At 64.0% G+C, this 25,123-nt stretch carries 24 protein-coding genes; 8 read left to right on the forward strand and 16 right to left on the reverse strand.

Annotated features, from left to right (window positions below; genetic code table 11):
* Positions 1-16: 16 nt before the first annotated feature.
* Both AC30QB_RS13540 and AC30QB_RS13545 read right to left on the reverse strand, forming a co-directional pair.
* Positions 17-1,129 carry a YbdK family carboxylate-amine ligase gene (locus tag AC30QB_RS13540; protein ID WP_489546790.1) on the reverse strand — a complete coding sequence of 371 codons (1,113 nt, stop codon included), beginning with the start codon at positions 1,127-1,129 and terminating at the stop codon, positions 17-19.
* A 75-nt stretch (positions 1,130-1,204) separates the two neighbouring features.
* Entirely contained in the window at positions 1,205-2,545 is a 1,341-nt protein-coding gene (locus AC30QB_RS13545; protein ID WP_489546749.1) for a cation:proton antiporter, read from the reverse strand.
* A 139-nt stretch (positions 2,546-2,684) separates the two neighbouring features.
* On the opposite strand from AC30QB_RS13545, the gene htpG reads away from it, so the two are divergent.
* On the forward strand, positions 2,685-4,571 hold the full coding sequence (gene htpG, locus AC30QB_RS13550; protein ID WP_489546750.1) for a molecular chaperone HtpG: 1,887 nt from the start codon (positions 2,685-2,687) through the stop codon (positions 4,569-4,571).
* Positions 4,572-4,575: 4 nt separating this feature from the next.
* On the opposite strand, the gene AC30QB_RS13555 is transcribed toward htpG, so the two are convergent.
* The 3 genes from AC30QB_RS13555 to AC30QB_RS13565 all read right to left on the reverse strand — a co-directional run bounded on the left by AC30QB_RS13555 (position 4,576) and on the right by AC30QB_RS13565 (position 7,251).
* Positions 4,576-5,595 (reverse strand): serine/threonine protein kinase, encoded by a 1,020-nt coding sequence (locus tag AC30QB_RS13555; protein ID WP_489546751.1) that lies wholly within the window; start codon positions 5,593-5,595, stop codon positions 4,576-4,578.
* A gap of 20 nt (positions 5,596-5,615) precedes the next feature.
* Positions 5,616-6,392, reverse strand: coding sequence for a DUF2726 domain-containing protein (locus AC30QB_RS13560; RefSeq protein ID WP_489546791.1), 777 nt, complete (start codon positions 6,390-6,392; stop codon positions 5,616-5,618).
* Between the two features lie 163 nt (positions 6,393-6,555).
* Positions 6,556-7,251, reverse strand: coding sequence for a GNAT family N-acetyltransferase (locus AC30QB_RS13565; protein WP_489546752.1), 696 nt, complete (start codon positions 7,249-7,251; stop codon positions 6,556-6,558).
* Positions 7,252-7,510: 259 nt separating this feature from the next.
* Between AC30QB_RS13565 and rplM the strand changes: the two genes are divergently transcribed.
* The 5 genes from rplM to erpA all read left to right on the forward strand — a co-directional run bounded on the left by rplM (position 7,511) and on the right by erpA (position 10,109).
* Positions 7,511-7,939, forward strand: a complete 429-nt coding sequence (gene rplM, locus AC30QB_RS13570) for a 50S ribosomal protein L13 (protein ID WP_489546753.1) — start codon at positions 7,511-7,513, stop codon at positions 7,937-7,939.
* Positions 7,940-7,948: 9 nt separating this feature from the next.
* A complete protein-coding gene (rpsI, locus tag AC30QB_RS13575) occupies positions 7,949-8,341 on the forward strand; it encodes a 30S ribosomal protein S9 (RefSeq protein ID WP_489546754.1) in 393 nt (130 codons plus the stop codon).
* A 224-nt stretch (positions 8,342-8,565) separates the two neighbouring features.
* On the forward strand, positions 8,566-9,228 hold the full coding sequence (locus tag AC30QB_RS13580) for a DUF6776 family protein (RefSeq protein ID WP_489546755.1): 663 nt from the start codon (positions 8,566-8,568) through the stop codon (positions 9,226-9,228).
* Positions 9,229-9,282: 54 nt separating this feature from the next.
* Positions 9,283-9,681, forward strand: a complete 399-nt coding sequence (locus AC30QB_RS13585; protein WP_489546756.1) for a bactofilin family protein — start codon at positions 9,283-9,285, stop codon at positions 9,679-9,681.
* 50 nt (positions 9,682-9,731) lie between these two features.
* On the forward strand, positions 9,732-10,109 hold the full coding sequence (gene erpA, locus AC30QB_RS13590) for an iron-sulfur cluster insertion protein ErpA (RefSeq protein WP_489546757.1): 378 nt from the start codon (positions 9,732-9,734) through the stop codon (positions 10,107-10,109).
* A 58-nt stretch (positions 10,110-10,167) separates the two neighbouring features.
* Here erpA and AC30QB_RS13595 read toward each other — a convergent pair whose 3' ends face one another.
* On the reverse strand, positions 10,168-11,271 hold the full coding sequence (locus AC30QB_RS13595) for an anhydro-N-acetylmuramic acid kinase (protein WP_489546758.1): 1,104 nt from the start codon (positions 11,269-11,271) through the stop codon (positions 10,168-10,170).
* A gap of 41 nt (positions 11,272-11,312) precedes the next feature.
* Positions 11,313-12,692 carry a M23 family metallopeptidase gene (locus tag AC30QB_RS13600; protein ID WP_489546759.1) on the reverse strand — a complete coding sequence of 460 codons (1,380 nt, stop codon included), beginning with the start codon at positions 12,690-12,692 and terminating at the stop codon, positions 11,313-11,315.
* 210 nt (positions 12,693-12,902) lie between these two features.
* On the opposite strand from AC30QB_RS13600, the gene tyrS reads away from it, so the two are divergent.
* On the forward strand, positions 12,903-14,156 hold the full coding sequence (tyrS, locus tag AC30QB_RS13605; RefSeq protein ID WP_489546760.1) for a tyrosine--tRNA ligase: 1,254 nt from the start codon (positions 12,903-12,905) through the stop codon (positions 14,154-14,156).
* A 96-nt stretch (positions 14,157-14,252) separates the two neighbouring features.
* On the opposite strand, the gene AC30QB_RS13610 is transcribed toward tyrS, so the two are convergent.
* The 9 genes from AC30QB_RS13610 to AC30QB_RS13650 all read right to left on the reverse strand — a co-directional run bounded on the left by AC30QB_RS13610 (position 14,253) and on the right by AC30QB_RS13650 (position 24,232).
* Positions 14,253-15,224 (reverse strand): tripartite tricarboxylate transporter substrate-binding protein, encoded by a 972-nt coding sequence (locus AC30QB_RS13610; RefSeq protein WP_489546761.1) that lies wholly within the window; start codon positions 15,222-15,224, stop codon positions 14,253-14,255.
* Positions 15,225-15,335: 111 nt separating this feature from the next.
* Positions 15,336-16,583 (reverse strand): phenylacetate--CoA ligase family protein, encoded by a 1,248-nt coding sequence (locus AC30QB_RS13615; RefSeq protein WP_489546762.1) that lies wholly within the window; start codon positions 16,581-16,583, stop codon positions 15,336-15,338.
* Positions 16,583-16,882 (reverse strand): hypothetical protein, encoded by a 300-nt coding sequence (locus AC30QB_RS13620; protein WP_489546763.1) that lies wholly within the window; start codon positions 16,880-16,882, stop codon positions 16,583-16,585. Before AC30QB_RS13620 ends, AC30QB_RS13615 begins: the two co-directional genes overlap by 1 nt.
* Entirely contained in the window at positions 16,879-17,706 is an 828-nt protein-coding gene (locus tag AC30QB_RS13625) for an ABC transporter ATP-binding protein (RefSeq protein WP_489546764.1), read from the reverse strand. Before AC30QB_RS13625 ends, AC30QB_RS13620 begins: the two co-directional genes overlap by 4 nt.
* A 130-nt stretch (positions 17,707-17,836) precedes the next feature.
* Entirely contained in the window at positions 17,837-19,174 is a 1,338-nt protein-coding gene (locus tag AC30QB_RS13630) for an ABC transporter substrate-binding protein (RefSeq protein WP_489546765.1), read from the reverse strand.
* A gap of 50 nt (positions 19,175-19,224) precedes the next feature.
* On the reverse strand, positions 19,225-20,301 hold the full coding sequence (locus AC30QB_RS13635) for a branched-chain amino acid ABC transporter permease (RefSeq protein ID WP_489546766.1): 1,077 nt from the start codon (positions 20,299-20,301) through the stop codon (positions 19,225-19,227).
* A gap of 103 nt (positions 20,302-20,404) precedes the next feature.
* Positions 20,405-21,334, reverse strand: a complete 930-nt coding sequence (locus AC30QB_RS13640; RefSeq protein ID WP_489546767.1) for a branched-chain amino acid ABC transporter permease — start codon at positions 21,332-21,334, stop codon at positions 20,405-20,407.
* Position 21,335: 1 nt separating this feature from the next.
* Positions 21,336-22,211: an ABC transporter ATP-binding protein gene (locus AC30QB_RS13645; RefSeq protein ID WP_489546768.1), complete on the reverse strand. Its 876-nt coding sequence runs from the start codon at positions 22,209-22,211 to the stop codon at positions 21,336-21,338.
* Positions 22,208-24,232: an AMP-dependent synthetase/ligase gene (locus AC30QB_RS13650; RefSeq protein WP_489546769.1), complete on the reverse strand. Its 2,025-nt coding sequence runs from the start codon at positions 24,230-24,232 to the stop codon at positions 22,208-22,210. The genes AC30QB_RS13645 and AC30QB_RS13650 overlap by 4 nt, the downstream gene beginning before the upstream one ends.
* Before the next feature lie 122 nt (positions 24,233-24,354).
* Here AC30QB_RS13650 and AC30QB_RS13655 point away from each other — a divergent pair, with 122 nt between their 5' ends.
* A complete protein-coding gene (locus tag AC30QB_RS13655) occupies positions 24,355-25,116 on the forward strand; it encodes a Crp/Fnr family transcriptional regulator (RefSeq protein ID WP_489546770.1) in 762 nt (253 codons plus the stop codon).
* The last annotated feature ends 7 nt before the right edge of the window (positions 25,117-25,123 follow it).

A 25,123-nucleotide genomic window follows, 5' to 3' on the forward strand; every position in this document is an offset into this window, starting at 1 on the left:
CCAGCGACGAACGCCGTCAACTCATCCAGCGCTTCGTCGCGTCTTCCACCACTGCCGACAGCGGCAGCCCGGCCTTGCGGCGGCTGCGCAGCCACTGCGCGTCATTGCCTTCGAACAAGCACTCGCGGATCAGGTTGCTGGCTTCCAGTGCCTGCAGGTCTAGCGCATGCTCGTCCACCCGCGCGAGCGTGCGCAGAATGTCGTCGCGCAGCTTTTGCCGCTGCTTGGTCTTGGGGTCGACGATCTCGCCGTCGAGCCCAAAGCGGCAGGCCTGGAAACGGTTGAAGGTGTAGACGAGGTAGTCGTCCTCGCTGGGCTCGAAAGGCTTTTCTTCGCGCAGGTAGCGGCAGATGCACTGCAGGTAGCAGGCAAGGGCCGCCGCCTTTTCCACCGTGAGCGGTGTGTCGCACACGCGCAGCTCGATGGTGCCGAACTCGGGCTTGGGGCGTATGTCCCAGTAGAAGTCTTTCATTGACTTCACGACCCCGGTGCTCGTCATCTTGTCGAAGTACTGACCGAAGCCGTCCCAGGTGGTGACGAAGGGAGCTCGACCAGAGAGTGGGAAGGCGAATACTGAGTTGAGCCGGGCCGAATCGAAGCCCGTGTCCACGCCCTGTACATACGGCGACGACGCGCTCAATGCGATGAAGTGCGGCACGTAGCGCGACAGCGCGTGCAGCAGCCACAGCGCGGTGTCACCGTTCTCGCAGCCGACGTGCACGTGTTGGCCGAACACGGTGAACTGCTTGGCCAAGTAGCCATAGAGTTCGCTGATGTAATGGAAGCGCTCGGTGGGGTAAATCTGCTGCTCACTCCACTGTTGGTATGCGTGGGTGCCACCACCTGCGATGCCGATGTTGAGCTTGCGGGCCGCGCGCGAGAGCTGCTGCTGCAGGTCTTGCAGCTCAGCGCGCAGCGGCGCGTGCTGGCGCTGGATGGAGGTGCCGATCTCTATCATGCTGCGCGTGATCTCGGGCTTCACGTCCCAGGCGCCGGTGTGGCGGTCGAGCTCGCGCAACAGGTCTTGCGCCTGCGGCGAGAGGTCGTGGTCGTGCATGCTGACCAGTTGCAGCTCGAGCTCCACGCCCAGGGTCAGGGGCTCGGACGCGGTGAACTCGGCGAGCGACAACTCGGGCGACATTTCTGGCCCTTTCTCTGGGGCCGTCTCTGCGGCCATCTTTGGCGTCATCTCTGGTGACATGTCTCAGCTTCCCCTGGGGTGTGGGGGCGGGCACTCGCTGGCCAGCGACCGCAGCGACCATTGCGTGAGCACCGGCCCGAGCAGATGCAGCAGCGTGGTGGCGATCAGCAGCGACTGCAGCACGCCGCCGGCCACACCGGGCAGCTGCGACGTCCAGCCCAAGGTGTCGGCCGCCAGCAAGACGGCCAGGCTGCTCATGGGCTGCAGGGCCAGCGTGAGTGCGGCTGCCTGTCGCCAGCCAAGCGCGCTCAGCCGGGCGAGCAAGGCCACGGCGATGCCTTTGCCGATGAGTCGCGCCAACACGATCGCCAGCACCCAGGGCCACAGCGTGGTGATGTCGTCGAGCGTGAAGAGCATTCCCAACGCGATGAAGAGCAGCACCGTCAGGATGGCGCCCGCCGAGCCGAGCTGCGGCTCGACGGTGAGGGCATGGCCCATGCGCGAGCGCGCCACCATGCCGGCCACCAGCAAGGCCAGCAGGGGCGACAGCTTCCATTGCGCGGCCAGCATCGCCGCCAGGATCACCAATGCAATTTGCAGCACCGGTGCCGCCGCCACACTGCGCAGCGGCGGTGTCAGCTTGGCCAACAGCCACCCGGCGGCGACGCCGAGCAGAAAGGAGCCGCCGACGACCATCACTGCGTCGGTGACGACCGGCAGCAACTCGGCGCTCAGGCTGGTTGAACCGGCCGCGGCGATCACGCGCCACGTCTTGAGCGCGAGCATGGTGAGTGCGCTGTTGATGGCGGTCATGATGAGCAGGCGCTCAGTCACCTGCCCGCGCGGGCGTAGCTCATGCACCAGCACCAGCGTGATGACAGGCGAGGTCGACATGGCCACCGCACCGGCCAGCCACGCCGAGGTGACGGGCGCACCGAGCGAGACCAGCGCCGCGGTGACGCACAGACCGGCCAGCAGGCCTTCGAGTACGCAGGTGAGTGCGAGCCACGGGTTGTCGATCAGCCAGCGTGGGCGAATGCGGCTGCCGAGCTCGAACACCAGCACGCCGACGGCCAGGTCGATCAGTGGCTTCCAGGGGTCGAGGTCGGTGCGCTCCAGCAAGCGCAGCGCGAGGGGGCTGGCCAGCGCGCCGGTGATCATGTGGCCGACCATGCGCGGCAGGCGCAGCTTGCGGTGCAGCAACTCGGCCACTACCACCGCGACGAGCATGACCAATGCAAACCCTAGCACCGGGTCAGCCCCGCGCAGGCCTTCCAGTGTCCACAGCGGACCAGAAGAGGGTTGCGCCGCAGCGAGCGAGTTTTCAAGCGCGGTCATGAGGGCATGGAAGGCGAGGCTGGCAGGCATCGGTCGAAAGAGCGGCGGATAGTAGTCCCAGGGCATGTGAGGGTCATCTGTCTCCGTGTGCCACCAAGGGGCTTGTCCTTATGATCCACGGCCCGCCCGGCTTGAAATCACCCAGGCGACCCCTATCTTTTAGCGCGCCCGGCGCTTGTGCCGGCACATCAGAGCCCAGACGACCATGCAAAAGCAAACCCTTTCCTTCCAGGCCGAAGTCAAGCAGATCCTGCACCTCGTCACCCACTCGCTTTACTCCAACAAGGAGATCTTCTTGCGCGAGTTGGTCTCCAACGCGTCAGACGCCTGCGACAAACTGCGCTTCGAGGCGCTCAACAACGCTGGCCTGTATGAAGACGCGCCCAACCTCGAAGTGCGGGTGAGCTTCGACAAGGAAGCCAAGACCATCACCATTCGCGACAACGGCATCGGCTTGTCAGCCGACGAGGCGGTGGCCAACCTGGGCACCATAGCCAAGAGCGGCACGCGCGAGTTCATGAGCAAGCTAGAAGGCGAGCAAAAGAAAGACGCGCAGCTGATCGGCCAGTTTGGCGTGGGCTTTTACAGCGGCTTCATCGTGGCCGACCGCATCACGGTCGAGAGCCGGCGCGCGGGTGCAGCGCCGGAAGAAGGCGTGCGCTGGAGCAGCGAAGGCAGCGGCGACTTCGAGGTCGAGACGATCACGAAGCCGCAGCGCGGCACCGACATCATTCTTCATTTGCGCGAAGGCGAAGAAGAGTTTTTGAGCATGTGGAAGCTGAAGTCGATCATCAGCAAATACTCCGACCACATCTCGCTGCCCATCTTGATGCAGAAGGAAGAAGAGTGGAACCCGGAGAAGAACGAGCAGGCGCTGAAGCCCGACGAGTGGGTGGCGGTCAACAAGGCCGCTGCACTCTGGACGCGCAGCAAGAACGACATCACCCCCGAGCAGTACACCGAGTTCTACAAGCAGCTGAGCTACGACAGCGAAGCGCCGCTCGCCTACACGCACAACCGCGTGGAAGGCCGCAGCGAATACACGCAGCTGCTGTATGTGCCGGCCAAGGCGCCGTTCGACCTGTGGAACCGCGACAAGCGCGGCGGCGTGAAGCTCTACGTGAAGCGTGTCTTCATCATGGACGACGCCGAAGCGCTGATGCCCGTGTACCTGCGCTTCGTGAAGGGCGTGATCGACAGCGCTGACTTGCCACTCAACGTGAGCCGCGAGCTGCTGCAAGAAAGCCGCGACGTGAAAGCCATACGCGAAGGCTCGACCAAGCGCGTGCTGGGCATGCTGGAGTCATTGGCCAACAATGAAGACGAAACCGAGCGCGCCAAGTACGCGGCCTTCTGGAAAGACTTCGGCCCGGTGCTGAAAGAAGGCGTGGGCGAGGATCACGCCAACCAGGAGCGCCTGGTGAAGCTGTTCCGCTTTGCCTCTACGCATGCCGACGAAGGCGTGTCGCTCGCCGACTACCTGAGCCGCATGAAAGAAGGGCAGGAGGCCATCTATTACGTGACCGCCGACACCTTGGCCGGCGCCAAGAGCAGCCCGCAGATCGAGATCTTCCGCAAGAAGGGCATCGAGGTGCTGCTGCTGATCGACCGCGTGGACGAATGGATGCTGAGTCACATGTACGAGTTCGAAGGCAAGGCGCTGCAAAGCGTGGCCAAGGGCGCGGTCGACCTGGGCTCGCTGCAAGATGAAGCCGAAAAGAAGCAGGCCGAAGAAGCGGCGACGGCGTTCAAGCCCATGCTCGACCGTTTGAAAGAAGCGCTGAAAGATCGTGCGAAAGATGTGCGTGTGACCACGCGCCTGGTGGACTCGGCCGCTTGCCTGGTGACGGAAGAGGGCGACATCAGCGGCCACCTCGCGCGCATGCTCAAGCAGGCGGGGCAGACGGCGCCCAAGTCATTGCCCACTCTGGAAGTGAATGCTGATCACGCGTTGGTGAAGCGGCTTGATGGCAGCGCGCACTTCGACGACCTGGCGCACATCTTGTTCGACCAGGCCTTGCTGGCCGAAGGCGGGCAGCTCGAAGACCCCGCCGCTTATGTGAAGCGCGTGAATGCGGTGCTGACGGCCTGAGGGCTCAGAGCTGAGGCACCCCGCCGAGCGCGGGTTGCCTCAGCGCATCAAGCTGCTCGCGCATGCGCGTGATCTGCTCGCTCCAGTAAGAACGCCCACCGAACCACGGGAAGGCCGCAGGGAACGCCGGGTCGGCCCAGCGGCGGGCGATCCACGCGCTGTAGTGAATCATGCGCAGCGCGCGCAAGGCTTCGACCAGCTGCAACTGGCGCCAGTCGAATTCCATGAAGTCTTCGTAGCCCGCGAGCAGCGAATAGAGCTGACCTTGCATCGTCTGGCGGTCGCCCGACAGCAGCATCCACATGTCTTGCACGGGCGGGCCCATTAAGGCGTCGTCGAGGTCGACGAAGTGCGGGCCGGCAGCCGTCCACAGCACATTGCCGGTGTGGCAGTCGCCATGCAGGCGTATGGGCGCGTAGGCGCCCGCCGCGTCGAAGCAGCGCTTCACCTCATCGATCACTTCGTCGACGGTGCGCTTCCAGTCGGCTTGCGCTTCGATGGCGATCATTCCTGAGGCCAGCAGCCAGTCGCGCGGGGCTTCGCCGTAGCTGTGGCTGTCGAGCGTGAGCCGGTGTGCAAACGGGGCACGGGCGCCTACGGCATGAATGCGGCCGATGAAGCGGCCTATCCATTCGAGTGTGTCCGGATCTTCGAGCTCAGGCGCGCGGCCCGATTGGCGATCGCACACGCTGAAGCGGTAAGGGCTGCTGGCGATGTCGAACGACGCCAGCGTGCTGTCGCCGAGCATGCGTGGCGCAACCACCGGGATCTCGGCGGCCACCAGCTCCGCCGCGAAGGCATGCTCTTCGAGGATTTGCGCGTCGCTCCAGCGGCCGGGTCGATAGAACTTGGGCACGACGACCAGGCCGTCTTCCAGGAAGACCTGGAACACGCGGTTCTCGTAGGAGTTGAGCTGGATCAGGCGGCCGTCGCCGCGCAGGCCAACTGAGTCCAGCGCATCGAGCACGGCCTCGGGGGTGAGGCCGGCGTAGGGTGTTTCAGTGGCGTGCGGCGCATGGGGCATGCGCGCATCGTACGCGGCGCTCAGTGGCGCGCGTTGGAGGCACCCGATGGGCCGTCGACGACCACGCCACCCACGTCGTCGCGCTCATCGTGCCCGCCGATCAGTGACGACGGGCGATCGGACAGGCTTGCGAACTCGCTGGACATGAACGCGTCGAGTCGGCTGTCGGGCGCGAAGAAGGAGTCCTGGAACAACGACGAGTCTTGCCACAGAGCGGTGCGCTCCGCGCGGCGGTGGGCCACGGTGGTGGCCAGTGTGTCGCGCGCCTGATGCAAGGTGTGAGAGGGCATGGGCTGCGGGGCGCGTGAAGCCGCGCCGCTGTGTGGCACCAGCAATTGCAACTCGGCCACCGACGGCAAATGATCGGCAGGGCAGCGCAGGTAGCGCACGCGGCAGGCTGACAGCACAGCTTGCTTGATCTGCTGGATGCGATTGGAGTTGCCGCGCTCCGCGTCGAGGTCAATCGCGGCCAGCACCCGCCCGTTGGCGCTGCAGATGGCGAAGGTGACGTGGTTGGTGCCCAGCAGGTCGTACCAGTAACGCACCTCGCTCGGGTCGGTGGGTTGGCAGAAGCGCACCAGCGGCAGCTTCGACAGGATGATGTGATGCGGCAGCGCTTCGCGCAACAAGCGGTAGATGCGGCGCTCGTCTGTGCTGAAGACGGGGCGGCCCGTCAGCGCCCATTCGACAGGCAGCGGCTTGGCGCGCGGCTTGCGATCCCTCAGCAGAAGGATGACCAGCACGCCCACCAACAAGACAGCGGCGGCCAGTGCGGCGACCCAAGGAAGATATGGCATGTTCACGGCGCGGACTCTGATGAGCGTCCACCCAGGCGCCAATGTGATGCCAGGAATGAGACGACTGGTCGGATGCTACTTGCGGCCTTCGCGGCGTCACATCCCCGACATGGGTGTGGGGTCTCAGCTGCCGAGCACATGTTTAATCGCAACGGGCGAGCACTCACTCGGAGGCTGTGCGATCAGTCTCGCCCATATGAGTCTTGATTTGAGGCACGATGCCGAACCAGTCATTGATGCGGTGCGCCTGCAACTTGAATTGGTAGTCAAGCTCAGCAAACTGCTGGCCCATCATTTCACCAAACTGCGACGAGATGCTGTCAGGCGGTAACTTCAGCCACGCTTCGGCTTCCGGGCCATCTCGCTCGACCGTGGCGCCAGCGTTGCGCGCGATCTTCAGCATCGCGGTGTTCTCGCTCAGGGCGTGGATGAATAGGCGCTCACAGCCGCGGTTGCGCGCATGCAGCACGGCGTGTTCGAACAGTCGCGCGCCATAGCCTCGGCCGCGGGCTCGTTTGATCACCGACACGCCGAACTCAGCGGTGGCTGAGGCTTCGGGCGTGCTTGCTGAGACCGGCAGGTAGGCGAGGTGAGCCATGGCGATCAGTGTCAGGCGGCGATTGAAGATGCCAAACACTTCGTCGCGCTCGAAATTGAGCGAGTCGACATAACGTTGGATTTGCTCGTCCGTGGCCGGGAAGCCAAATCGGAGATAGCGATCACTTTCTTCCAGAGAAAGAAGATGAAAAGAGATGCGATCGCGATGCCGTTCTGTTAGCGACCGGATCGGCACCCACGACAGGCGTGAGGGCTGCGGGGGCTCCGGCAGGTGAGAGAGAGGGGTGCCTGATGAATCCATGGCTGACCTCGGATTGGTACAAACCCTAAGTCTATCGGCAAATGGGTGCTCCCGAAGTAGCCCTGCCCGGCCCATGACCGGCGGGTAGAGGTTTCGGCTACACTAGAAGGCTTTCCCGATCGGCTCCTGGGGAAGAAGCGACCGCCGCTGGTTTGAGAGGCTGCCTGAAATAAGCAGCACCGAGAGTTGAGCGGTGTGTTCGACGTTTGAGCCATATCCCGCTTCGCCCGCCAAGGGCCAGGCATCTAGAAAGAAACTCATGAAGACCTTCAGCGCCAAGCCGGCGGAAGTGACGCACGAGTGGTTTGTGATTGACGCCACCGACAAGGTGCTCGGACGTGTTGCCAGCGAAGTGGCACTCCGTTTGCGCGGCAAGCACAAGGCCATTTACACGCCTCACGTCGATACCGGTGATTTCATCGTCGTCGTTAACGCAGACAAGATCCGCGTGACCGGCAACAAGGCCACCGACAAGGTGTACTACCGTCACTCGGGTTACCCGGGCGGGATCCACGCCACGACCTTCAAGGACATGCAGGCCAAGCACCCCGGCCGCGCCCTGGAGAAGGCCGTCAAGGGCATGCTCCCGAAGGGCCCGTTGGGCTACGCGATGGTCAAGAAGCTGAAGGTGTACGCCGGTGGTTCCCACCCGCACACCGCGCAGCAGCCCAAAGTGCTGGACATCTAAGGAGCGGTGATGATCGGAAATTGGAACTACGGAACCGGCCGCCGCAAATCTTCGGTGGCCCGCGTTTTCATCAAGAAGGGCACTGGCCAGATCCTGGTCAACGGCAAGGCCGTTGACGAGTATTTCGGCCGCCAGACGTCCATCATGGTGGTGAAGCAGCCTTTGGTGCTGACCTCCAACGATGGCGCGTTTGACGTCAAGGTGAACGTGCACGGCGGTGGCGAATCGGGCCAGGCCGGCGCTGTGCGTCACGGCATCACCCGCGCCCTGATCGACTACGACGAAACCCTGAAACCCGCACTCAAGCACGCTGGCTTCGTGACGCGCGACGCGCGTGAAGTCGAGCGTAAGAAGGTCGGCTTTCATGGTGCTCGTCGCCGTAAGCAGTTCAGCAAGCGCTGATCTCTCTCGCAAAGCCCGGTATTGGGCTTTCGTGCAAAAAGGCCGCTTTCGAGCGGCCTTTTGCATGAGGCGAGGTGGATGCACACACCTGCAAGGTTTGGACACACAGCGCGCCCGGGGTGCGCTCCTACAATCGCGCCTCTTTCTTCCTTGACGCCCCGGAATCTGCCCCTCGCATGCGCTGGAAACTGCTACGCCGCCGACTGTCGATCAGCGCCCCGCGCATGATTGTTCGCAGTCACCTGCCCTGGCCTCTGCGCTGGGTGGCGTTGGCCGTCATGTTTGGGTTTTCGGCTGCGCTTTCCTTGTGGGCCTTCGAGTTCGGCAAGAGCATCGCCGGCCTGGATCGCGATGCCAAAGCCGAATTGACTCAGCTGCGGGTCGAGGTTTTCAAACTGCGTGAAGAGCGCGAAGGTGCTCAGTCGATTGCCAACACGGCACAAAGCTTGCTGAAAACGGAGAAGGTGGCCCAGGATCGGCTGGCGCAGCAGCTCAAGCAGGTCGAATCTGAAAACATGTCGCTGAAAGCCGATCTGGGCTTCTTTGAGCGTCTGCTGCCCACAAACGTGGCCGAGGGTCTGAATGTGCGGGCGCTGCAGGCTCAAGCCAAGGTGCCCGGGCAGTTGCGATTTCAGGTTTTGATCATGCAAATAGGGCGCAATCTCCCCGAGTTTGTCGGGCGCTACGACATCGTGCTCGCGGGCACATTGGCTGACAAGCCCTGGACGATTTCGCAGCCGGGCGGCCCCAAGCTGCTGCAGGTCAGGCAGTCGGCCCGGCTGGAAGGCATGGTCGACTACCCGCAAGAAGCCGTGGTGAAGACCGTGCAAGTGAAAGTCACGGACAGCCATGGGGGCGTGCGCGCCACCCAGACCGTGAAGTTATGAAAACCCCGACGCGCAAGCACCGGGCCGATCGACGTTGACAGCTAGGAGTCACACATGTTCGCAAAGAAGAAGCAGCCCCCCATCCGCACCCTGATCGGTGAGGGCACCGTCATTCGCGGCGAACTTCAGTTCAGTGACGGCCTGCGGATCGACGGCGAAGTGCAAGGTGATGTGATCGCCGTCCCCGGTGAAAACAGCATCCTCGTGATCAGCGAAAAAGCCCGCGTGATGGGCAAGGTTCGTGCCGCTCACGTGATCATCAACGGCCACGTCACGGGCCCGGTGCAATCTGATGCGCTGCTTGAGTTGCAGCCCAAGGCGGTGATCGTGGGCGATGTGAAGTATGAAGCCCTTGAAATGCACCAAGGCGCCACCATCGAAGGTGGGTTGCACCCCCTCACCGCCGAAGAAAAGCCCTCACCGGTTAAGTTGGCTGCTTCCAACGCGGCCTGAGTCTTTTGGCCAGGGTGGGATAATCCAACCATTGACTCGAAGGAATCGCCATGAGCGCAGTAGCTAGCAGTGTTCAAACCCCCGAGGCCGAGATGCCGCCGGTGCCGCTGGTCTTCACGGACAGCGCCGCGAGCAAGGTCAAGGAGCTGGTCGACGAAGAAGGCAACCCCGAACTGAAGCTGCGGGTGTTTGTGCAGGGCGGTGGTTGCTCCGGCTTCCAGTACGGTTTCACCTTCGATGAAATCGTCAATGAAGACGACACCCAGATGAACAAGAACGGCGTCACGCTGTTGATCGACGCCATGAGCCTGCAGTACTTGGCGGGCGCCGAGATCGACTACAAGGACGATCTGCAAGGCGCCCAGTTCGTGATCAAGAACCCGAACGCCACCACCACCTGCGGATGCGGGTCCAGCTTCTCCGTCTGAGCCTGCGCTGATGAAAAGGCCGCCTTCGGGCGGCCTTTTTCATTCTCAGGCGCAGTTTTCAGGCGGGGTAGAGCGCTCCCAGCACACGTGGCCCCGATGCGCCGGTGACGGCGCTCAGGTTGCCCGGCTCGCCATGCAGGTGCTTGTAGGCCAACCAGGCGAAGGCCGCGGCCTCCACATGTTGGGCCGGCAAGCCGCGGTCATTGGTGAGGCGCACTGCCATGCCGGGCAGGTGATGCGAGAGACGCTGCATCAGGTGCTTGTTGAGCGCGCCACCGCCGCAGACCAGCAGCTCGCTGGCCGCACCAGCGTGGCCCTTCACTGCCTGTGTGCAGGTGATGGCTGTGAGCTCGCACAGCGTGGCCTGCACGTCTTCGCGCCGGTACTCCAGGGCCAGGCGCAACAGCTTGTCGCCCAGCCAGTCTGCATTGAACAGGTCTCGCCCCGTGCTCTTGGGGGGCAATGCGGTGAAATAGGGCTCTTGCATCATCACGGCCAGCAAATCATCGTGGACCTGGCCGCTGGCGGCCCACGCGCCATCGGCGTCGAAGCGCTGGCCCGTGTGGCGCAGGCACCAGAGATCCATCAGCACGTTGGCTGGCCCGCAGTCGAAGCCTGTGGTGCGGCCGTCGGCGAGCAGTGCGGTGAGATTGCTGATGCCACCGAGGTTGAGCACCGCGCGCGTTTCACCGAGGGAGCCGAAGAGTGCGCGATGAAACGCAGCCACGAGAGGCGCCCCTTGGCCGCCGGCGGCCACGTCGCGACTGCGGAAGTCGGCCACCACGGCGATGCCGCTGCGCTCGGCCAGCACGGTCGGGTTGTTGATCTGCCAGGAATAGCCCAGCGACGGTCTATGGCGCACGGTCTGGCCGTGGCTGCCAACAGCACGCACGGCCCTCGCACTCACGTTCGCCTGCAGAAGCAGCTCAGCCACTACCTCCACATAGAGGCCGGCGAGCATGCTCGCCGCCAGGGCCGATCGGTGTAGCTCGTCGGAGCCTGGGCTGTTGAGTGCCAGCAACTCGTCGCGCAGCGTTTCGGGGAAGGCGCGGTAGGCGTGCGACACCACCCGGGGTATGCCTTCGGCCGAGAACTCGGCCAGCACCCCGTCAACGCCATCGAGCGAGGTGCCCGACATCAAGCCTGCAAACAATTCAGCCATTGCTGAATTGTGCAACGGCCGCGCAAGGAGCGCGCCGCTTCCTACTCGACGTAGGCGAGGTTGCGGGTTGACGCCTGTGCGGCCTGGAGCTGCCCGCGCATCTGTTGCGCCACGCCGGTGAAGAGCGCGCGAGATGCGGCCGACAGCACGATGGCTTCCGAGGTCTTGGCGATCACCAATGGGTTCTGCTGGTGGTCCTTCACCTTGAACTCGAAGTGCAGGTGCGGCCCGGTGGCCCAGCCGGTGGCGCCCACGGCGCCGATGCGCATGCCTTGCTCTACGTGCTGGCCCTTGCGCACGTCGATGCGACTCATGTGCCCGTACAGGGTCGTGCGATCGTTGCTGTGGCGGATCTGCACCACGTTGCCGTAGCCGTTTTGCCAGCCTGCGAAATCGACCACGCCGTCGCCCACGCTGCGTATGGCCGTGCCAGTCGGGGCGCCGTAGTCCACGCCCAGGTGGGCGCGCCAGGTTTTCAGGATGGGGTGCATGCGCATCGAGAAGCCCGAGGTCACGCGCGAAAACTCCATCGGGCTCGCGAGAAACGCGCGCCGCTTGCTCTCGCCATCAAAGCCGTAGTACCCGCCCTTGCCCTCGCCGTCCTTGAACCAAACGGCCGAGTAGCTGCGGCCGTTGTTGACGAACTCGGAGGCCAGCACGCGGCCAGATGCTTGGTTCCAGGTGATGGGCTCGCCGTCGGCGGTAAGCGCTTCGTAGATGACGGTGAAGGTGTCGCCTCGGCGCAGCTCGCGGTGGAAGTCAATGTCGGTCGAGAAGATTTCGGCGATCTGGGTGGCAACAGGGTCGGGGATGCGCGACTCGTCGGTCGCCGCAAACAGCGAGCTGCGGATGGTGCCGCTGCCCAGGCGCACCTCGCTCTCCAGCGCGACCACTTCGACCCTGGCTTGCAGCACGCCGTCGGCACGCGCTACGCGCAGCCGCGAGAAGTGCGTACCGTACTGGTCGGCGGTTTCGGCCGGGTAGCGGGCCACCAGCTCCGTCAGCGCCCCCGACTCGTCTTTGCGTACCTGCACCATCTTGCCGGCACGCCCTTCGAGCAGCTTGCGGGCCGTTTTGTCGGTGCGCAGGAAGGCAGCGGCCGACACGTCGGCCACGTTGAGCCGCGCCAGCAGGCTGTCGACGGTGTCGGCGCTGCGGGTGAGGTCGCTGCGATAAAGCTCGACCGTGTGGGTGGCCAGGGCTTCAAGCTGCGACGTGATGTTTTCAGGAGTGACGGTTTCCGTCACCAAGCGCCGCGGGAGGTCAGCCGCGTCGGGGGCCAGCGGGGCAATGCCGAAGGCCGTAACGCCAAACCCCATCAGCCCGGCGACCAGCAAGGACGTGAGGGTGCGCGGGTGCCGCCCGACAAACTGTGTGATGCGCGCGGAGGTGGTGGCACCGGCGTCTTGAAGCGATTCCAACGAGCTCAATTTGGTTGAGGGGCCGTGAGGCCCTGTCTGCAAGCGCGGCAGCGAGGCCGCGCTCTGGTTGGTCTTGTTGCCCACGGGCGCACACTAGAATCGTGAGCGCCAGCCGGGCCTCGTTTCACGGGTGTTCCGTCGGGTGCGCGGCAGTATAGCGGCCACCCTTTTTCTCAATTCCCGGAAATCCCCTCAGGTTCCGAACCCCTCATGTCACAGCGCGAAATTCCGGCCATTCCACCCAAGCCACCCCAGTACCCCCTGACCGACAAAGTTCGCGAGGCCTTGGCCGTCTCTCTGCGTGGCTGCGACGAACTGCTGCCGCAGGCCGATTGGGTGAGCAAGCTGGCCAAGTCAGAAGCAACGGGCGTGCCATTGCGCATCAAACTCGGGTTGGACCCTACGGCGCCCGACATCCACATCGGCCACACCGTGGTGCTGAACAAGATGCGCCAGCTGCAAGACTTGGGGCACACGGTCATTTTTCTGATCGGCGACTTCACTTCCATGATCGGCGACCCCTCGGGCCGCAACACCACACGCCCGCCCCTCACACGCGAGCAGATCGAGGCCAACGCCAAGACCTATCGCGCGCAGGCCGACCTGGTGCTCGACCCTGAGAAAACCGAGATGCGCTACAACTCCGAGTGGAGTGACCCGCTCGGTGCGCGCGGCATGATCCAGCTCGCCTCGCGCTACACCGTGGCCCGCATGATGGAGCGCAACGACTTCCACGACCGCTTCAAGGCCGGCACGCCGATCAGCGTGCACGAGTTCCTGTATCCGCTGATGCAAGGCTATGACTCGGTGGCGCTCAAGAGCGACCTCGAGCTTGGCGGCACCGACCAGAAATTCAACCTGCTGGTGGGCCGGGCTTTGCAAAGCGAATACGGCCAAGAGCCGCAGTGCATCCTGACCATGCCGCTGCTCGAAGGGCTTGATGGCGTGGAGAAGATGTCCAAGAGCAAGGGCAATTACATCGCCGTCACCGAGCCGGCGAACACGATGTTTGCCAAGCTGCTGTCGATCAGCGACGTGCTGATGTGGCGCTACTTCACGCTCCTGAGCTTCCTGCCCGCGGCGGAGATCGCCAAGCTCAAAGCCGAGGTCGACGCGGGCCGCAACCCCAAAGACGCAAAGGTATTGCTCGCCAAGGAGATCACCACTCGCTTTCACAACGCGGCGGCGGCCGAAGCGGCAGAGGCCGACTTCAACAACCGCGCCAAGGGCGGCGTGCCCGATGACATCCCGGAGCTCACGCTCAGCGGCGCGCCGCTGAGCATCGCGGCTTTGCTCAAGCAGGCGCTGCTGGCGCCTTCGGGCAGCGAGGCCATGCGCCTGATCGACGGCAACGGCGTGCGTGTCGATGGCAGCGTGGTCACCGACAAGGGCTTGAAGCTCGCCGCCGGCACCTACGTCGTGCAAGTGGGCAAGCGCAAGTTTGCGCGCGTGACCTTGGCGTGATTGCGCTCACCTTGCGTCCATGAAAAAAGGCCGCCCGAAGGCGGCCAAAGGGTTCCACTGAGGAGAGATTCGTGCGGTGCGGCTCAGTCGGCGCGCTCAGTCAGCATAGAGACCGTTGGCCTTGATGATCGGCGACCACTTGTTGATCTCGGCTTCAACGAACTTCTTGTGCTCGACCGGGTTCACGCGCGCATCGGTGGTGATCACGGCACCGAGCGCTTCTTCATTCTTGATGAAGGTCGCGTCTTTCAGTGCCGCTTTCAGTGCGCCATTGATCTTGTCGAGCACCGCCTTGGGCGTGCCTTTGGGCGCGTAGAGCGCGTGCCAGATGGTCACGTTGAAGCCCTTCACACCCGCCTCGTCTAGCGTGGGCAGCTTGGCCAGCGCCGGGATGGTGAGGCGCTTGCTTGTCGTCACGGCGTAGGCCTTGACCTTGCCGGCTTCGATCTGGCCCGTGGTGTTGGTGGTCTGGTCGCAAAGGATGTCGACCTGGCCGCCCAGCAGATCATTCATCGCCGGCGCGGTGCCTTTGTACGGCACCGTCGTCATGTCGGCCTTGAGCGTGCTTTGCAGCAGCATGCCGCACAGGTGCGAGGCAGAGCCCACGCCGGCGTTGGCGATGTTGACCTTGCCCTTGTTGCTTGCAATCCAGGCGGCCAGCTCGGCGTAGGTGTTGGCGGCGAGTGTCGGGCGGCCGATCAGCGTCATCGGCACTTCGTTGATGAGACCCAGAAACTCGTAGTCTTCGAGCGGCTTGAATTGCAGGTTGCGGTACAGCCCCGGCGCCGTGGCCATGCCAATGTGGGTGAGCAGCAGCGTGTAGCCATCGGGCGCCGACTTGGCCACCTTGGCCGCGCCCAGCGTGCCACCGGCACCGGCTACGTTGTCGATGACGATCGTCTGGCCGCCCAGTGGTTTGCGCACGGCTTCACCAAAGTCGCGCGCCACCTTGTCTGTCGGGCCACCGGCTGCGAAGGGCACGACGATGGTGATGTTTCTCTCGGGGTAGTCTGCAAATGCGCTGGTGGCCCACAGGGCCGCCACCCAGGCGAGCAAGAGTTTTTTCATGGCCGTGGTTCCTTCAATCGAGAAAGCGAATGAAGGCATGCTACGGACGCGAGCACGCCGCTGCATGGCGGAAACTACGTAAGCGCTGGCCGGGGTTTACTCGAATGGGCGCTATTCGAATCGGCGCGTGTCATCGATCACCTTGCCGTCGTTGGGCAGGCTGCCCGGCGCGCACAGCTCCACTTCACCGCGCAGCTTGGTCACGTCGCGTATGGCATCGGCCAGGCGCGCATTGAGCTGCTCGGTTGCCGATGCGGCCTCTACCTTCAGCGTCATGCGGTCATTGGCCATCTCGCCACTGATGACGAGGCGCGCCTTGCTCACCTCAGGAAAGCGCCGTATCACCTCAGCCACCTGGGCCGGGTGCACAAACAAGCCTCTCACCTTGGCCGTCTGGTCGGCGCGACCCATCCAGCCTTTGATGCGCGTGTTGGTGCGGCCTGTGGGGCAGGCGCCCGGCAGCACGGCCGAGAGATCGCCGGTGCCGAAGCGGACCAAGGGGTAGTCGGGGTTGAGCGTGGTCACCACCACCTCGCCCACCTCGCCCGCGGGCACCGGGTCGCCAGTGCCTGGGCGCACGATCTCCACGATCACGCCTTCATCGAGCACCAGCCCCTCACGTGCGCGGGTCTCGTAGGCGATGGTGCCCACGTCGGCTGTGCCGTAGAACTGGTAGGCGGTGATGCCGCGCTCGGCCAGCCAGTCGCGCAGGCTGGGTGGGAAGGCCTCGGCCCCCACCGCAGCTTTGCGCAAAGACGGCATGGGCGTGCCCATTTCGGCCGCCTTCTCGACGATCAGCTTCAGGAAACTCGGCGTGCCCATATAGCCCGCAGGCTTCAGGTCGGCAATGGCTTGCACCTGCAGCTCGGTCTGCCCGGTGCCGCCGGGGAACACGGTGCAGCCCAGCGCTTGCGCGCCGGTCTGCATCATCGAGCCGGCGGGTGTGAAGTGGTAGCTGAAGCCGTTGTGCGCCAGGTCACCGGCACGAAAGCCGGCCGCAAACAAGGCGCGCGCCACGCGCCAGTAGTCGGACGCGGTGCCTTCGGGCTCATAGATGCGGCCCGGTGACTGGAACACGCTCTTGGCCTGGCCCCAGCCGATGGCGGAAAAGCCGCCGAACACGTCGCGCTCACGTTCGGCGTGCTGACGCTCCATCAGGTCGTGCTTGCGCGTGACGGGCAAGCGCGCCAGCGCAGCGCGGCTCGTCACTTCACTCGCGAGCGTGCCTTGCAAACGTTGCGCGAACGCGGCGGCGCGTGCCTGTGCGTGCGCCACCTGCGCGGGCAGTGCGGCCATCAGCGCATGCTCGCGCTCTGCGGGTGCACGGGTTTCCAGTGCGTCGTAGTGGTGCTCGTTCATCACTCTGCGTCTTGTTGCCAGCGCGACAAGCGCTTCTTCACCTCATCGACGCACTTGCGCACGTCGGCACTGCTTTTCAGCGTCAGCGTTTGCCACTCGGGTGACGTCGCCGGGCGCTTGGCCAGGCGCGCCGTGATGATGGTGTCGTCGGCTGCGAGATCGACCACGCGCTTGCCGCCGATCTCGAAGCCGGTGCCGCGCTCGACCAGCGGCCTCAGGTCGCGCAACTGGCGCTTCATCGTCTGCAGCGCTTCATCGGGCTTGAACGCGGGGAGCGCAAAAAAATCTTCATCACTCATGCCAACCACCTCTTGCGTCGCTTGTAGCTCTTCACATCGCGAAAGCTCTTGCGGTCGCCAGTGTTGTCTTTGGAGCCGCCGGTGCCGAGGTAGAACTCCTTCACGTCTTCGTTGGTCGCCAGAGACGATGCGGCGCCGTCCATCACCACGCGCCCGTTTTCCAGGATGTAGCCGTAGTCGGCATAGCGCAGCGCCATGCCGGTGTTTTGCTCGGCCAACAGAAAGGTCACGCCTTCGCGGGTGTTGAGGTCTTTCACGATTTCGAACACCTCTTGCACGATCTGCGGGGCCAGGCCCATCGAGGGCTCGTCGAGCAACACCATTTTCGGGCTGGCCATCAACGCGCGGCCGATGGCGCACATCTGCTGCTCGCCGCCCGATGTGTAAGCCGCCTGCGAGCCACGGCGCTCCTTCAGGCGGGGGAAGTAGGTGTAGACCTTGTCCAGCGTCTGTGCCACCGCCGCCTTGCCGTCGCGCCGCGTGTAGGCACCGGTGAGCAGGTTTTCTTCGATGGTGAGGTGGGCGAAGCAATGCCGGCCTTCCATCACCTGCACCACGCCGCGCTCCACCATGTCAGACGTGTTCAAACGCTCGATGCGCTCGCCCCGCAGCTCGATCGAGCCCTTGGTCACCTCGCCCCGCTCGCTGCGCAGCAAGTTGCTCACAGCGCGCAGCGTGGTGGTCTTGCCGGCACCGTTGCCGCCTAGCAAGGCAACGACCTTGCCTTCGGGCACCTGCAGTGAGACGCCCTTCAGCACGAGGATCACGTGGTTGTAGATCACCTCGATGCCGTTCACGTTGAGCAGGATGCGGGCGATGCTCATGGTCGAGGCGTTCCCAAAAATCTCCGTTCGCACTGAGCCTGCCGAAGTGCCTGCACCGCTGTGCACGCTGGCTTCGACAGGCTCAGCCCGAACGGAGTTTTGCGTGCATTCGGATGCGTGAACACGACGCTCAACTCTGGCATTCCGCGGGCGTGCGCGGCGTCAGCTTCTTGTCGGCCGCGTACTTCGCCGCCGCCGCCTTCACCATGGGCTTGATGATCTGCTCGTCGGCTTGCATCCAGCCGGGGTTGACTTTCCAGGTCTTGCCGTCCCAGGTGTGCACGCGTGCCCAGTACGCACCCATGTGGTCACTGCACGAGGTGCTGATCGGGCGCAGCACGCCGGCAAAGCCCAGCGCGTCGAGCTTGGCCTGGGTGAGGTTCAGATTTTCCAGGCCCCAGCGCACCTGCTCGCCCGTCATCACCTTGCCCTTGCCGTAGCGCTCTTGCGCCGCGCGTATGCCTTCTACGGTCAGCATGGCGCCCATTGCGCCGCGCAGGTACAGCACCTGGCCGACTTCTTCGCGCGGGCCAGTGCCCTTGTTCTTGTCATGCAGCTTGGCCAGGATCTCCTTGACCACCTTGGCGTTGTAGTCGGTGCTGTTTTGCAGCGTGATCGAGTTGTAGCCCTTGGCGCCATCACCCACGTCTTTCACATCGGGTTCGGCGCCCGACCACCACACGCCAAACATCTTTTCGCGTGGGTAGCCGGTGGCTTGTGCTTCCTTGATGGCGGTGGAGTTCATCACGCCGAAGCCCCACAAGATCACGTAGTCGGGCCGTGCCTGGCGCACTTGCAGCCAGGTGGCTTTTTGTTCCACCCCCGGGGCCGTGACCGGCAGCTTCATCAGCTCAAAGCCCAACTGGGCCGCGCGCTCGTCGAGCATGGGCAGCGACTCTTTGCCGAAGGGGCTGTCGTGATAGACGAGCGCAATCTTCTTGCCCTTGAGCTTGGCAATGCCACCTTCCTTTTGGGCGATGGCTTGCACCAGAGCGTCGGCTGCCACCCAGTAGTTGCCGGCCAGTGGGAAGTTCCATTTGAAGACCAGGCCGTCGGCGCTTTCGCTGCGGCCGTAGCCCAGGGTCACGATGGGGATCTTGTCGACCGCGGCCTTCTCGGTGATGGCGAAGGTGGCGCCGGTGGACCACGGTTGCACCACGGCTGCCCCGCCATTCTTGCCTTTCAGGCGCTCATAGCACTCGACGCTGCGGGCAGTGTCGTAGCCGGTTTCGCACTCTTCGAATGCGATCTTCACGCCGTTGATGCCGCCACGTGCGTTCACGAGTTTGTAGTAGTCGACGATGCCGTTGGCAATGGGCACGCCGTTGGGCGCGTACGGCCCGGTGCGGTACGACAGCACCGGAATGAATTGCTCCTTGGCCTGCTGCGCCATGGCGCTGGTGTGCAGCCAGGGTGAAGCAAAGGCAGCCAGTGCGGCTGCGGCAAGAACGAGTTGTCGAATTTTCATTTTTGTCTCCTGTCAATTGAAGCGAAGAGAAACACCAGTGAACCAGCCGGTCAGTGAGGGAAGGGCCACAAGCGCAGTTTGTCTTTGCCTATAGACCACAGCCGTGCGAGCCCGTGCGGCTCGACGATGAGAAACCAGATGATCAAGCCGCCGAACACCATCAGCTCGGTGTGCGACTGTGCCGTGGTCGAAATCTGTATGCCCAGCAGGCCGGCGAGTGCCGGCAAGATTTGGTTCAGCGCAATCGGCAGCACCACGATGAAGGCGGCACCGAAAAAACTGCCCATCACCGAGCCCAGCCCGCCAATGATCACCATGAACAGCAGCCGGAACGACTGGTCGACCGAGAAGGCCGCAGGCTCCCATGCACCCAGGTAAAAGAAGCCCCACAGCGCACCGGCTACGCCGATGATGAAAGAGCTGACGGCGAAGGCGCTGAGCTTGGCGTACATCGGGCGGATGCCGATCACCGCGGCAGCCACGTCCATGTCGCGTATGGCCATCCACTCACGGCCTATGGCGCCACGCACCAGGTTCTTGGCGGCCAGCGAGAGCACGATCAGGAAGCCCAGACAGAAGAGGTACTTGGCGGCGTCTGAATCGATGGGGAAGCCGAACACCTGCAGGTTGGACACCGCAGCCGAGCCCGACGAGTTGTCTAGCGTGAACCACTGTATGCGCAGGAACATCCAGTCGGCAAAGAACTGCGCGGCCAACGTGGCCACTGCAAGGTACAAGCCCTTCACACGCAAGCTGGGCAAGCCAAAGAACATGCCGAACAGCATGGCGAAGAAGCCGCCCAGCAGCAGCGCTGGAATCAGCGGCATGCCGGGGATGCGCGCCATCACGTTGTAGGCCCCATACGCGCCGACCGCCATGAACGCGCCCGAGCCCAGCGAGATCTGCCCGCAGTAGCCAACGAGGATGTTCACGCCCAGCGCCGCCAGCGAGATGATCACGAAGGGAATCAGGATGGCGCGCAGCATGTAGTCGCTCGCGAGCAACGGCACTGCCACCACCGCGAAGGCGATGAACAGCAGCACCACGATTCGGTCTTGCAGGATAGGGAAGATCTGCTGATCGGCGCGGTAGCTGGTCTTGAACTGACCGTTTTCTCGGTAGAGCATGGTCAGACCCTCAGGCACATTTCCGTTCGCACTGAGCCTGTCGAAGTGCAGCGCAAGGCTTCGACAGGCTCAGCCCGAGCGGGCAGGGGTGCTGGTTGGAGATTCATACGCGATCGATGATCTTTTCGCCGAACAAGCCTTGCGGCCTGATCAACAGAAAGCCCAGCGCCAACACATACGCAAACCAGATCTCGATGCCTCCGCCCACAAAGGGCCCGAGATACACCTCTGACAGCTTCTCACCCACGCCGATGATGAGCCCGCCGATGATGGCGCCCGGCACCGAGGTGAGGCCACCCAGGATCACCACCGGCAGCGCGCGCAAAGCCACGGTAGAGAGCGAAAACTGCACGCCCAGCTTGCTGCCCCAGATCATGCCGGCCACCAGGGCCACCACGCCGGCCACGCACCACACGATCACCCAGATGCGGTTGAGCGCGATGCCGATCGACTGCGCCGCCTGATGGTCGTCGGCCACGGCCCGCAAGGCGCGCCCGGTCGAGGTCTCCTGGAAGAACAGGCTCAACAGCGCCACCATCGTGGCCGCGATGAGGGCCGCGTAAAGGTCTTCCTTGTTGATCAGTACGCCGCCCTGGAACATCGACTCCAGTACGAAGACCGGGTCCTTGGGCATGCCGATGTCGATCTTGTAGATGCTGCTGCCGAAGAGCGACTGGCCCAGGCCTTCGAGAAAGTAGGTGATGCCTATGGTGGCCATCAGCAGCGTGGCGCCCTCCTGGTTGACCAGGTGGCGCAGCACCAGGCGCTCGATCAGCCAGGCCACGGCAAACATGATCACTGCGGCGATCAGGAAGGCGGCCACGTTGCTCAGCGCCTTGTTGTCTATGCCCGTCCACTGCGGCAACCATTCGCTGAAGCGCGCCATGGCGAGTGCGGCAAACAGCACCATCGCGCCTTGAGCAAAGTTGAAGACGCCCGAGGCCTTGAAGATCAGCACGAAGCCCAGCGCCACCAGCGAATACAGCATGCCGGCCATCAGCCCGCCGAGCAGGGTTTCCAGGAAGAAAGCCATGCTATGTCCGCCCCTCGTCCGTCGAGTACGCCGGCCGATCCCCCGAGGGGATGGCGCCCGGCTTCGGGCGGCCCGGCGCTCGGGCTTCCGCTTCGTTTCCCGTTGTACCCAAATACGCACGCACCACGTCTGGGTTGTTGCGCACGTCGTCGGGCGAGCCGTCGCCGATCTTGCGGCCGTAGTCGAGCACCACCACGCGGTCGCTCAGGTCCATCACCACGCTCATGTCGTGCTCGATCAGCACGATGGTGGTGCCGTACTCGTCGTTCACGTCGAGGATGAAGCGGCTCATGTCCTGCTTCTCTTCTACGTTCATGCCGGCCATGGGCTCGTCGAGCAGCAGCACCTTGGGCTCCATCGCGAGGGCCCGGCCCAGGTCTACGCGCTTTTGCAGGCCGTAGGGCAGGCGACCCACCGGCGTCTTGCGGTAGGCCTGGATCTCCAGGAAGTCGATGATGCGCTCGACCACCTCGCGCTGCGCGATCTCTTCGCGCCGCGCCGGGCCGAGGTGCAGGGCCTGCATCAACAGGTTCGACTTCATCTTCAGGTTGCGCCCGGTCATGATGTTGTCGAGCACGCTCATGCCCTTGAACAGCGCCAGGTTCTGGAAGGTGCGGGCTACGCCCATCTCGGCGACCTGGCGCGAGTTCATGTGCTTGAAGGCCTGGCCGCAGAAGTTGATGACACCTTGCTGCGGCTGGTACACGCCGTTGATGCAGTTGAGCATGCTGCTCTTGCCCGCGCCGTTGGGGCCGATGATGGCGCGTATCTCATGCTCGCGCACGTTGAAACTGATGTCGCTGAGTGCCTTCACGCCGCCGAAAGCGAGGCTGATGTTTTGCACGTCGAGGATGACTTGGCCGATGTTGCGGGTCACAGCACAACCTCGGTTCGACCTGAGCCCGTCGAAGGGCCCTGGTGCTCGGCGCTGGCTTCGGCAGGCTCAGCCCGAACGATGGTGGTGGCGGCGGCAGCAAACGTCTTCGCATCCATGATGCGCAACTCTGCCGACACCATGCCGCTGCGCCCATCTTCAAACTTCACCGCCGTCTCGATGTACTGCGAGACCTTGCCCCCGTACAGCGCGTCCACCAGCACCTGGTAGCGCTCGCCGATGAAGCCGCGCCTCACCTTGCGCGTGCGGGTCAGCTCGCCGTCGTCGGCATCGAGCTCCTTGTGCAAGATGAGAAAGCGGCTGACCTGGCTGCCGGCGAGCTTGTCATCAGCGGCCAGGTCGGCGTTCACGCGCTCTATGCAGTCGCGCACCAGCTCGTATACCTCGGGCTTTTGCGCCAGGTCGGTGTAGCCGGCATAGGGCAGGTTGCGGCGCTCGGCCCAGTTGCCCACGGCTTCGATGTCGATGTTGATGAAGGCGCATACCTGGTCGCGCCCATCGCCAAAGGCCACGGCCTCCTTGATGTGCGGGAAGAACTTGAGCTTGTTCTCTACATACTTGGGCGCAAACATGGCGCCCGCATTGGGCCCGCCTCCAATGCGGCCCACGTCTTTCGCGCGGTCGATGATCTTCAGGTGGCCCGTGGCATCCAGAAAACCGGCATCACCCGTGTGGTACCAGCCTTCTGCGGTGAGCACCTCAGCGGTGGCCGCGTCGTTCTTGTAGTAGCCGCGCAAGAGGCCTGACGAGCGCACCATGATCTCGCCGTTGTCGGCCACCTTGATCTCTACACCATCGAGCGGCACGCCCACCGTATCGGCGCGTGCCTGGTGGTCGGGCTGCAGGCAAACGAACACGGCGGTCTCGGTGGAACCGTAGAGCTGCTTCAGGTTGATGCCGATCGAGCGGTAGAAGCTGAAGAGGTCAGGGCCTATGGCCTCGCCGGCGGTGTAGGCCACACGCACGCGTGAGAGGCCCAGCGTGTTGCGCAGCGGGCCATAGACCGCGATCTTGCCCAGCGCATAGAGCGCGCGGCTCCACAGGCTCACGGGCTTGCCGTCCATCAGCGACGGGCCCACGCGGCGCGCCAGCGCCATGCAGCGCTGGAACAGCCAGCGCTTGGGCGCGCTCGCGTCTTCCATGCGGATCATCACGCTGGTGAGCAGGCTCTCGAAGATGCGCGGTGGTGCGAAGTAATAGGTAGGCCCGACTTCGCGCAGGTCGATGTGCACCGTGGCGGGCGACTCGGGGCAGTTCACCACGTAGCCGCAGATCAGCCACTGCGCATACGAAAACACGTTTTGCCCGATCCAGGCGAGCGGCATGTAGGCCAGCACTTCTTCGCGGTGCGTCAGCTTGTCAAAGCGAGCGCCGGCCTGGGCGCGGTCTATCAGTGAGAAGTGCGTGTGCACCACGCCCTTGGGGTGGCCGGTGGTGCCCGAGGTGAAGAACATCGCGGCCACGTCGGTGGCCTGCGTCTTGGCCACTTCGGCGTCGAAGAAACCGGGGTGGTCGGTGTTGAAGATGCGGCCCGAGGCGAGCAGTGTGTCGATGGCGTCTAGCCCCGGCTCGCCGTAGTGGCGCAGGCCGCGCGGGTCGTCGTACCAGATGCGCCTCAAGCCCGGGTGCTGCTCGCGCACTTCGAGCATTTTGTCGACCTGCTCCTGGTCTTCGACTACTGCAAACGCCACCTCTGCATTGACGAAGGGGAAGACATATTCGCCGGCCACGGCGTCTTGGTACAGCGGCACCGGGATGGCGCCTAGCACTTGCGCCGCCAACAGAGAGGCATACAGGCGCGGCCGGTTTTCACCCACCACCACCAGGTGCTGCCCGCGCTGCAGGCCCGCCGCGGCGAAGCCGCCCGCCAGCTCACGCACCATGGTTTCAAGCTGCGACCAGCTCAGCGTCTGCCAGATGCCAAACTCTTTCTCGCGCATGGCCGGGGCATGCGGCCGCTGGGCAGCGTGCTCAAGCATCAATCGCGGAAAAGTCGTCGTCACCACCTTGCGGCTTCCTTCTCTTCTGATGCCAACCTTCTGGGGCGGACTGTAAGAACAAGTTTGACGCCGAGCTGTCGTTCTGACGACAATCCTAGGGACACTCCCCCCGGTTCTTTCCCGCAATGAAATCGCGCACGGTGCCCAACCCTTCGCTTTCGTCCTCGCCCGCAACCACCCCCTTGGTGGCGCGCGCGCGCCCGGCCACGGCCACCGAGCTGGCCGACATTCCCTGGCTGCAAGCCTTGCAGGCCGACGAGCTCACGCGCGTGGTGGGCGACCTCAAGGTCGTGAGCGTGGGCACCGGTGAGCTTCTGTGCCGCGTGGGCCGGCCCGCCACCTACTGGTTTGGCGTGATCGACGGGCTCTTGAAAATGAGCAACGACTCCAGCCGCGGCGTGCCCATCACCTTCACCGGCGTGCCGCCCGGTGGGTGGTTCGGCGAGGGCACGGTGCTCAAGCGCGAGCACTACCGCTACAACATCCAGGCGCTGCGCAAGAGCGTGGTGGCGGGCATCACGGTCGAGACCTTTCATTGGCTGATCGACCGCAGCATCCCTTTCAACCGTTTCGTGCTGCAGCAGCTCAACGAGCGGCTCGGCCAGTTCATTGGCGCGCGCGAGATAGACCGCATGAACGACCCCGACGTGCGCGTCGCGCGCAGCCTGGCCGCGCTGTTCCACCCCACGCTCTACCCGGGGGTGGGCAGCCTCTTGCGCATCACCCAGCAAGAGTTGGGGTACCTGGTGGGCTTGTCGCGCCAGCGGGTCAACGAGGCGCTGCGTGCGTTGCAGGGGCTGGGGCTGATCCGCATCGAGTACGGCGGGCTGCGCGTGCTCGACCTGGACGGCCTGCGCCGCCAGATCGAGCGTGTGAACAAAGCCTGACGAGCCG

The organism is Rhizobacter sp., assembly GCF_046595475.1.
GTDB lineage: Bacteria > Pseudomonadota > Gammaproteobacteria > Burkholderiales > Burkholderiaceae_C > Rhizobacter.